Consider the following 8613-nt stretch of genomic DNA (forward strand, 5'->3'; position numbering starts at 1 on the left):
AGTGATGGCGGGCAAAGTGGACGATTTCTTCGAACGTCTGAAGACGATGTTTGCCGACATCCCCTACGAGCTGGCCCGCGACCGCGAGGTACATTACCAGAACATTCTGTACATCATCTTCAAGCTGATGGGCTTCTACGTGCAGGTGGAATACCACACGAGCCGCGGACGAATTGACCTGGTGCTCCAGACACAGGATTACGTGTACATCATGGAATTCAAGCTGAACGGCAGTGCGGACGAGGCACTGGCACAGATTCGGGAGAAAGGCTATGACGCTCCTTTCGCCAAGGACAGCCGCACAATCTACCGGATTGGCGTGAATTTCAGTGACGAGCTGCGGAACATTCAGGAGGTGAAGGTGGAAGTGCGATGAGCTTTTCCTCTTATGAAGGTTGTTACGAAGCGTCTGCCATTATGAGACAGTTCTATAACGTATGAAATGGATTTCTTGTTTTTAGTTTTTTGTTCCCTGTACGGCTGGTATAGGCAACGACTGTTATCTCCATGCAGCAGCTGTGCTGCACGCGGAGCGTGCGCACACATTTGGATGTGAAGTTAGTGACAGCTTTCTCATTTATGAAATTGGAAAAGCAAAAAAGGTGTTTTCACTTGTACCTGTCGAATGTTAAAGAGAAAGGGAAAACCATTCGGTATTACACTGTCAGGTTCTCCCTTAAATTCTATTGAAACACAATGTGCTTACTGTTTTTCTACAAATGGGATGGCCTCCATGTACATATCCTTTAAGTTGATAATCACTTTTGAGAATTTTTCCAGGGCATTCAAGCCAAGCACACCGTCTTCTGCACCATTAGAAAAGGCGGTTGTCTTTGGTTGTCCAGTATGCAAATCAATGCCCGTATTCACCTTGATAGAGTCGATCGTCGCGGTGCCGTTTCCTATCTGGATTTTCATTTGCGGCAACCTGTAGGTGCGGGTAATTGCCACACCCCCTATTCCGGCAACGCGCAGTGAATCGGGCACCCCTGCGGCATCCACCTCTTGACGGTGACGGTTATACCAGGTAGGCTCCATATTAGTGTAATAAAAACCTGTGTCAAAAAGAAAATAGAGAGGATGTCCGGTTGTTGCATCCACCGTTTTTAATTGCAACAATTCATTATCTGTACCTATGAGGTTACTTTTGCCCAAAGGATTTGGGGTCAGTGTGGCCGGAATAATAAGTTCTCGGTGGGCAAAGTCTAACTGAATTTCCTGCATACAAAACATGACAGGGAGTCCGATAACAGGAGGAAGCTGGTATTTTTCATTAAACTTATCGGCTTCTTCATGCCCGGTATGGGTATCAATTACAGCAAAAGGTACATTCAGCCAAGTCATTCCGCCGATACGCAACGTGTCTGCGATAGCAGATCCCCCCTCTTTCAAACCTCCAACACCTGCCACGGTAATGTCGGTATCCAAAGAACGCAATCCATATTCCTTTGCCAATTTAGGAGTTATCAGGTTTCTTCCGGCCCCTGTATCGAACAGGAAACGTCCTTCTTTTTGATGCTTCCGTCCATTTCAATGGAGTGTTGCCCACCTTTGTTTGCAAGCACCATCGGAATACGGTATTCACCCGGTTGATGAAGCGGCCGATAGAAAGGACCGCAGGTGCCCAACGCACGATACTGCTGTGCCTGAGCTTTATATGGTTCAGTTAGGGTGCTATCAGTGCCCATTGCGGTCAGTTGGTCATAGAGATTCTGAAGAAGATCGGCTGCATCATTGTAATGCCCGATTCTTGCCAAATTAGTACTTAACAGAATAACCATGCTCATGGTTCGATCCCCTAACTCTTGTTGATGATTGTTCAGCAAATCAGCAAGTACGGTACATGCCGAATCCGGTCGGTTGAAATAATGATGCGTCATGGCCGTAGCCAACTGGCGTAAAAATGGCGATATGGAATCGGCAGGAGTTGTTTTCAATGTCTGTTCCAGTCCAAACCAATTACTTTCATTGACAAGCTGTCCGACCCGTACATCGACATTCTGCGCTTGTATGCTCAGAGAAACGAGCAAGCAGAAAATAGTACAAATTTTTTTGAACATAATCATGATATTTATATTTTACTTTTATTCGTTTTTTCTGTAGTAATAAGCACATTGCATGTCATATAAAATAGTGGCTGGTTCATAAGATTTTCTATTTGCTTGTGTTCATATTCTTCAGTAGTCCCATCTTTTTCATTTGATGAACCGTCAGTTCCGGATTGTAAATTACATCACATCCAGCCGTTGCCTTAAGGACCCGGATATATGTTTCAATATCACCGGCACCAATTTCACTGCGAAGTTCATTTAACCTTTTGGCATCTCAATCGCCTGCGTCTGCTCCTGAAGCAGCATAAGAGAATCTATTACAGAGACCGGAACGTCATTAGCTCCGGCACTGTGCAACTTGTTCATCAGAGTCATGGACTCCGTTCTGATTTTCTGGTCACTTTCATAGGCTCCCAACAACAGGGAATCTATTTTCTGAATACTTTGTGCCTTCAGAAATGTGCTTAATACAAGTAAAATGGATATAAATATGTGTTTCATAAAAACCGTTTTTGAAATCAGATATGTCCTCCTTGCAGATAGTCAATTGCCGCCTGCAGCTGTTCATCCACCCCGCGTATCATTCCTTCGGCTGAGGGTTCCACAACCTTATCTATTTTCACTCCATTACGCTGGGCATTTGTTCCGTCAGGATAGCATATTCCGGCACCTGTAATGTTGAATGAAGCATAAGGGAGCTGGATTCTTGTCACATCACCATCAGCACCTGCTGTCTGGCTTCCGACAGTCACAGAACCCGGTATAGTTTGCAGAAACATTGTAAAGTATTCAGACATAGATTGCGAATACGCATTCACCAATAAAACAACTTTTCCTTTATAGAGTTTATCCGGGTCAGATGTTTTTCTCGTCGATACCGTAGTTCGGATGAAACCACCTGGCCGGTGAGCCTGTGGCAATAAAACTTCTGCTGCTTCTCTGGCCTGAGAAAAGAAGAAAGTGGGCAACAGTTTGTGAAGCACATCGTATTCTGCCGGATATGCACGTAAATCGATAATTAGTTTATCACAGGATGCCAAGAAATTCTCCAAATCCTGTTCATCTTTACAAGTAAGATTGCTGATGTTTATATAACCTATACCGCCCGCCACTTCTTTAAATCCAGGTTTAGTTGAAGTATTTTGTGATGAAAACCTCCTGTTGACAAACTTGCTTCCGTCAACAGATGAGATCATGGTAGTGTAAGTTTTACCTCCGCGTACATACTCGACACAAGCTTCATTTTTCGCAGTCAACAGAGTGGCATAGGAACCGTCCCGCAGAAGTGAGCTCCGGTTGGAATGAGGTATGTATGGAGCAAGTTCATCCAGACGCTTGATAGGACTGACAGAATCAATGAGAATGATTTCATCGCCGATTTCAAAATTATTGGGTACAAGAGAACATGTATCAGTTACAAACAATCGGTCTTCTGCAAATTGGCACATCAAAGGGACAAAGCGCCCTCCGAAAATCGGGACGTACCACGAATTGACGTGTGTGTCACACAATTCGGAAACCATTCTGGAATACAAAGCGGAAAAGCTGATAGAACGGTCAAACGCCAATGCAATATATTCTGCAAGTACATCATCCCACGGACGGTCTGTGAGATTACGGTTAGGCGAATAGCTGTCCACTGCATTCCAGAATTTGGCAACACCGAGAAGGCGGTATGCCACATCATCTTTCGGTATGTCCGAATATTGTGTTTCAATATACGAAACATTGACAGGTGTCTGTTTTACGTATCGGTTATTTTCCGGGTCAGCATTTCTGAGCCTCATAAGGCTATCACTCAATGCTTTACCTAAATGCAAAGAATCTGAAATCCAGTTGAAGTCATTAAAGGTCTCTATGTTTTCGTCGTCTTCTTTATCACGTATTGCATAAGGGCCCAATCCTGATATCCACTTTAAACAAATGTCATTTTTCATGGAATCCGGTGCCTGAAGGACCTCATTTAATAAACAGAAATATTCAGCATCCGCATTGATAGAACGGGAAGCAAAAGCTGGATGGTGATACTTGGCGAAACCCCAAATCCGTGAGGCCTGGACTATCGCATGGATTTGCAAACTGTCGGGTTCTTCCGGCAGTTTAAGTTCGGCATAAGCCTGCTCTGTTGAAAGTGACTTTGTTTCTACACTACAACTATAAAAAGTCAGGCCTGCAATAATGAGAAGGATTTGAAATAAAATGTAATTCCGTTTCATCTATATTTTTAATTATAAGTATCACAATAATGGTTTATATAAGCTATATCAGTAATAAACAAAGACTGAATCGCTATTTTATTGACATAAATCAGCCTAACCAATCTGTAAAGAATATGATACAGTCAAGAATTCTTTCTATGAATTTATCGAACTTCCTTTTTACACCTTTCCAGTATATTTTTCCCATAAAGCTACCCTCCACTAAGACAAACAACCATCTGTTTATTTTGCCCATTGTAAATATACTATTTTTTCACTTCAGAAGCCCATGCGGTCTTTAAAATATTACTGATTTTGAAATTAGACACACAATTTTCCTAATTTCTAATCGGCGCTTTCTGTTTCCTATATTCCGTTTGTTTGAATGTTCGTCTAAAATCACTACATTCGCAGTAGAATCAAAATCCAGTGGTTATGAGCAAGCTATATCCGGTAGGAGTACAGAACTTTGAGAAAGTGATTTTAGGCGGTTACGAATATGTCGATAAAACTGCCTTGATTTATGAGTTGTTTAACACAGGGAGTTACTATTTCCTGAGCCGTCCGCGACGTTTCGGAAAGAGTCTGCTGTTGTCCACCCTCGAAGCCTACGCACAGGGGAAGAAGGAACTTTTCAAGGGACTGGCACTGGAAAAACTGGAAAAGGACTGGACGGTGTATCCGGTGCTGCACCTGGATTTGAATACGCAGAAATACGATTCGCCGGAATCGCTGACCAGCATCCTGAACGACAATTTATGCAATTGGGAAAGCCGATATGGCGCACGGGAGAGTGAAACAAGCCTTTCTCTCCGTTTCCAAGGCCTCATCCGCCGCGCATGCGAGCAGACAGGCCGCCGGGTGGTGATTCTCATCGATGAATACGACAAGCCCATGCTGCAGGCCATCGGCAACGAAGCCTTGCAGAACGAGTACCGCAGCACCCTGAAGGCGTTCTACGGAGCATTGAAGTCCATGGACGGCTGCATCCGCTTTGCTCTGCTGACGGGAGTGACCAAGTTCGGCAAGGTCAGCGTGTTCAGCGATTTGAACAACCTGCGGGACATTTCCATGATCGACCAGTATGCGGAAATCTGCGGCATCAGTGAGAAGGAAGTGCACGCCTACTTTGAGGAGGATATTCACGAGCTGGCTACGGCTACGGGGATGAGTTACGAGCAAGCGTGTGCGGAACTGAAAGCCAATTACGACGGCTATCACTTTACGGAAAATGCCGTGGGCATGTACAATCCGTTCAGCCTGCTGAACACCTTTGCCAACCGGCGCTTCGGCAGCTACTGGTTTGAGACAGGCACGCCGACCTACCTCGTCGAGCTGCTCAAGCTCCACCATTATCCGATAGAGGACCTGGAACACATCGTCACCAGCCAGCCGGTGCTGGACAGCATCGACACGGCCTCCACCGACCCGATTCCGGTCATCTACCAGAGCGGCTACCTCACCATCAAGGGCTACAACAAGATGTTCGAGAACTACACCCTGGGATTCCCCAACCGCGAAGTGGAACAGGGCTTCTTCAAGTTCCTGCTGCCCAACTACGCGTCGGTGAGCGTGAGCAAGTCGCCCTACCAGATTCAATGCTTCGTGGAAGAAGTGATGGCGGGCAAAGTGGACGATTTCTTCGACCGCCTGAAGACAATGTTTGCCGACATCCCCTATGAGCTGGCCCGCGACCGCGAGGTACATTACCAGAACATCCTGTACATCATCTTCAAGCTGATGGGCTTCTACGTGCAGGTGGAATACCACACGAGCCGCGGACGGATTGACCTGGTGCTCCAGACGCAGGACTACGTGTACGTCATGGAATTCAAGCTGAACGGCAGTGCGGACGAGGCGCTGGCCCAGATTCGGGAGAAAGGCTATGACGCTCCTTTCGCCAAGGACAGCCGCACAATCTACCGGATTGGCGTGAATTTCAGTGACGAGCTGCGGAACATTCAGGAAGTGAAGATGGAACAGGGAAAGTAAATTTATATAACTGCATAGATAAGTGGAAAACGCCTTGAAGAAGTGAGGAATTCTTCAAGGCGTTTTCTATGTTTCCCACAAGGAAAACGTATATTTCCCTGCCGGAAAATGTACGTTTCGGCTTCGGGGAACCTACGTTTCCGGGAAGGGAAACCTACACATCAGACGAACGTTCCCGGGAAAACGAAGAAGCGTCTGACTAATTTCTTTCACAGACTTGAAGAACCGTTCCTTTTTCGTATCTATCAGAACGATATTTACCTTACAATCAAGTGCGTATGAAAAGAAACAAAAGACCAATATTTCCATCTATAGATTTTTTATGCCTGCCGGGCATTATTCTTTTCTTTTTACAAACGAACTGTTGTCTTTTACATACTGTCCTCTGCAAAAGATGGGATACCCGTAGGTTTTTCCATCTCGGAAAGGACTCTTTAGATAATCTGCCAAAGCTTCAAATGAATCATTGACTATGGCATTTTGGTCCACCTCCGTAACCGTCAGCAAAACAATTTGGGCTGTGTGTAAGGTGCCGTGGGGCTGGCTGTATTCACGCACGAATGCACCTTTAAAGGCCGATAACACATCCTCATAAGGAGACTCACTGGCTATTACAAAGTAAGCGCTCGTCCCGTAAGTCAGTCCACATACACACACCAGGTCGTCCAGATTGGACGGCACATTCACGAACAGTCCGTCGGCCGGCATATCCATCGATACCGTGAAACCTTTGAAAACAACCTTGCCGACTGTCAGGCTTTTCACCTTTTTCATATCGAACTTCTGTCGGCAGATATCTTCCAGTGTGCGGCTAAATGTTTGGTTTTCCATGAAGCAGCCACTCAGGCTTTCCAGACTTTTCACTTCGGCCAGCTGTGCGGTATAAGGACGGTCGGGAGTCACATAACTTGCATATTCCTCCGAGTGTATCGCTTCCTTGATTTTTTTCAAGTACTCAATATGTCTGACCTTCTCCATGGTGGTGAGATAATAGGGATTGGAAAAACTGAATGTCAGGTCTATAGGTCTCTTTTCGTCTGTAACCTCCCTGTCGAAGGAAGTGGCAAACGCGCTTTTCGGATAGACTGCTCCTACATAAATGTTTGGACGATGGGCAAAAGCGGACCATATTTGTATGCCCAGATAAGAAGTACTGATGTCTATATCGGATTCCCTGCGGTCATCAATAAGAAAAGTCCATTGCGGAGACGACGGAGTGATGGAAGTGTCCTGCATAATCTCAAGCAGCTTGTATCTGACACGGGTACCGTCAGCCAGCGGGGCAACCGAGGTCTGTTTTTCTACTTTTAAGACATATTCATGTCCCTGCTCGTACGTAAATCCGGTGATTCCTTTGAAGGAAAGCTTCGAATATTCCGGTCTCCCTTCTTCTTTGACAAGCATACATTCAACCGGTTGGTCGCTCCCCCAAGGAACATACGTACTTGTCTCGGAAGACACATACATGCGGATGGTTTCCACCTTGTCCTTAAACTCGTCTTTTTCATGGCAGCCGATAAGGCTAAGTGTACATAGGAATAGCACAAAGATTCCAGATAAGTTTTTAGTTTTCATACTTGTTATTTTTAGTTATGTCTAGTGAAGTTTTGGAACTTTCATCTCCATGAATGAGATGTTTTCATGAAAACGCAGAAGGGTTAAAAATCCCCTATCCCATCGTATTAAAAGATTAAAATCCCGTAAAAGTTATTTGAAGGGACAATAGGGAAAAAGGGGTCCGTAAAAGCTGGTTTGGAATTTTCATGTCGATTAGATTTTATGGTTTTACAAATGTAAGTTATAAAAAGAATCAGAACAAGTTCTCCGGCTTATTTTCTATTTTTTTAGTGTAAGCAGAAAACCATTCAGCAAAGGAATAGAAGATTCCCTTGAAAAGAGAATGATTGTTTGAATGTTCGTCTAAAATTACTACATTCGCAGTAGAATCAAAATCCAGTGGTTATGAGCAAGCTATATCCGGTAGGAGTGCAGAACTTTGAAGGCCTGATACATGACGGCTATGTGTATGTGGACAAAACCGCACAAATCTATGAATTGTTTAATACAAACAAATATTATTTCCTGAGTCGTCCGCGACGTTTCGGAAAGAGTCTACTGTTGTCGACCCTCGAAGCCTACGCACAGGGGAAGAAAGAACTTTTCAAGGGACTGGCACTGGAAAAATTGGAGAAGGACTGGACAGTGTATCCGGTGCTACACCTGGATTTGAATACGCAAAAATACGATTCGCCAGAGTCGCTGACCAATGTGTTGGAAGAGAACGTGCGAAACTGGGAAGCGCTCTATGGAGCTTCCTCTGCTGAGATTGGGGTGGCCCGGCGTTTTCAAGGTATTATCCGCCGCGCATGCGA

8 protein-coding genes are annotated in these 8613 nt (G+C 44.9%); 3 read left to right on the top strand and 5 right to left on the bottom strand.

Annotation, left to right across the window (positions count from 1 at the left end; all coding sequences use genetic code 11):
• Window positions 1-376: PD-(D/E)XK nuclease domain-containing protein (locus tag OCV81_RS05915; protein WP_262640189.1), on the top strand; the 376-nt coding region annotated here is incomplete at its 5' end.
• Window positions 377-702: 326 nt separating this feature from the next.
• Here the strand turns inward: OCV81_RS05915 and OCV81_RS05920 are convergent.
• From OCV81_RS05920 to OCV81_RS05935, 4 genes are all read right to left on the bottom strand, one after another.
• Window positions 703-1455: a retropepsin-like aspartic protease gene (locus OCV81_RS05920; protein ID WP_262640190.1), complete on the bottom strand. Its 753-nt coding sequence runs from the start codon at window positions 1453-1455 to the stop codon at window positions 703-705.
• A gap of 11 nt (window positions 1456-1466) precedes the next feature.
• Window positions 1467-2066 (bottom strand): hypothetical protein, encoded by a 600-nt coding sequence (locus tag OCV81_RS05925; protein WP_262640191.1) that lies wholly within the window; start codon window positions 2064-2066, stop codon window positions 1467-1469.
• A gap of 243 nt (window positions 2067-2309) precedes the next feature.
• On the bottom strand, window positions 2310-2552 hold the full coding sequence (locus OCV81_RS05930) for a hypothetical protein (RefSeq protein ID WP_262640192.1): 243 nt from the start codon (window positions 2550-2552) through the stop codon (window positions 2310-2312).
• A gap of 17 nt (window positions 2553-2569) precedes the next feature.
• Complete coding sequence (locus OCV81_RS05935) at window positions 2570-4267, bottom strand: S41 family peptidase (protein ID WP_148329196.1); 1698 nt, start codon at window positions 4265-4267, stop codon at window positions 2570-2572.
• Window positions 4268-4684: 417 nt separating this feature from the next.
• Here OCV81_RS05935 and OCV81_RS05940 point away from each other — a divergent pair, with 417 nt between their 5' ends.
• Window positions 4685-6241, top strand: coding sequence for an ATP-binding protein (locus OCV81_RS05940; RefSeq protein WP_148329198.1), 1557 nt, complete (start codon window positions 4685-4687; stop codon window positions 6239-6241).
• 336 nt (window positions 6242-6577) lie between these two features.
• On the opposite strand, the gene OCV81_RS05945 is transcribed toward OCV81_RS05940, so the two are convergent.
• Entirely contained in the window at window positions 6578-7816 is a 1239-nt protein-coding gene (locus tag OCV81_RS05945) for a DUF4377 domain-containing protein (protein WP_262640194.1), read from the bottom strand.
• Window positions 7817-8203: 387 nt separating this feature from the next.
• Between OCV81_RS05945 and OCV81_RS05950 the strand changes: the two genes are divergently transcribed.
• Window positions 8204-8613: AAA family ATPase (locus OCV81_RS05950; protein ID WP_148329231.1), on the top strand; the 410-nt coding region annotated here is incomplete at its 3' end.

It is taken from the genome of Phocaeicola fibrisolvens (assembly GCF_025567125.1).
GTDB lineage: Bacteria > Bacteroidota > Bacteroidia > Bacteroidales > Bacteroidaceae > Phocaeicola > Phocaeicola fibrisolvens.

Bases quoted from the DNA above. Each gene is read 5' to 3' on its own strand.
- OCV81_RS05925 (WP_262640191.1), bottom strand. From the start codon at position 2,066: ATGATTATGTTCAAAAAAATTTGTACTATTTTCTGCTTGCTCGTTTCT.
- OCV81_RS05930 (WP_262640192.1), bottom strand. From the start codon at position 2,552: ATGAAACACATATTTATATCCATTTTACTTGTATTAAGCACATTTCTG.
- OCV81_RS05935 (WP_148329196.1), bottom strand. From the start codon at position 4,267: ATGAAACGGAATTACATTTTATTTCAAATCCTTCTCATTATTGCAGGC.
- OCV81_RS05940 (WP_148329198.1), top strand. From the start codon at position 4,685: ATGAGCAAGCTATATCCGGTAGGAGTACAGAACTTTGAGAAAGTGATT.
- OCV81_RS05945 (WP_262640194.1), bottom strand. From the start codon at position 7,816: ATGAAAACTAAAAACTTATCTGGAATCTTTGTGCTATTCCTATGTACA.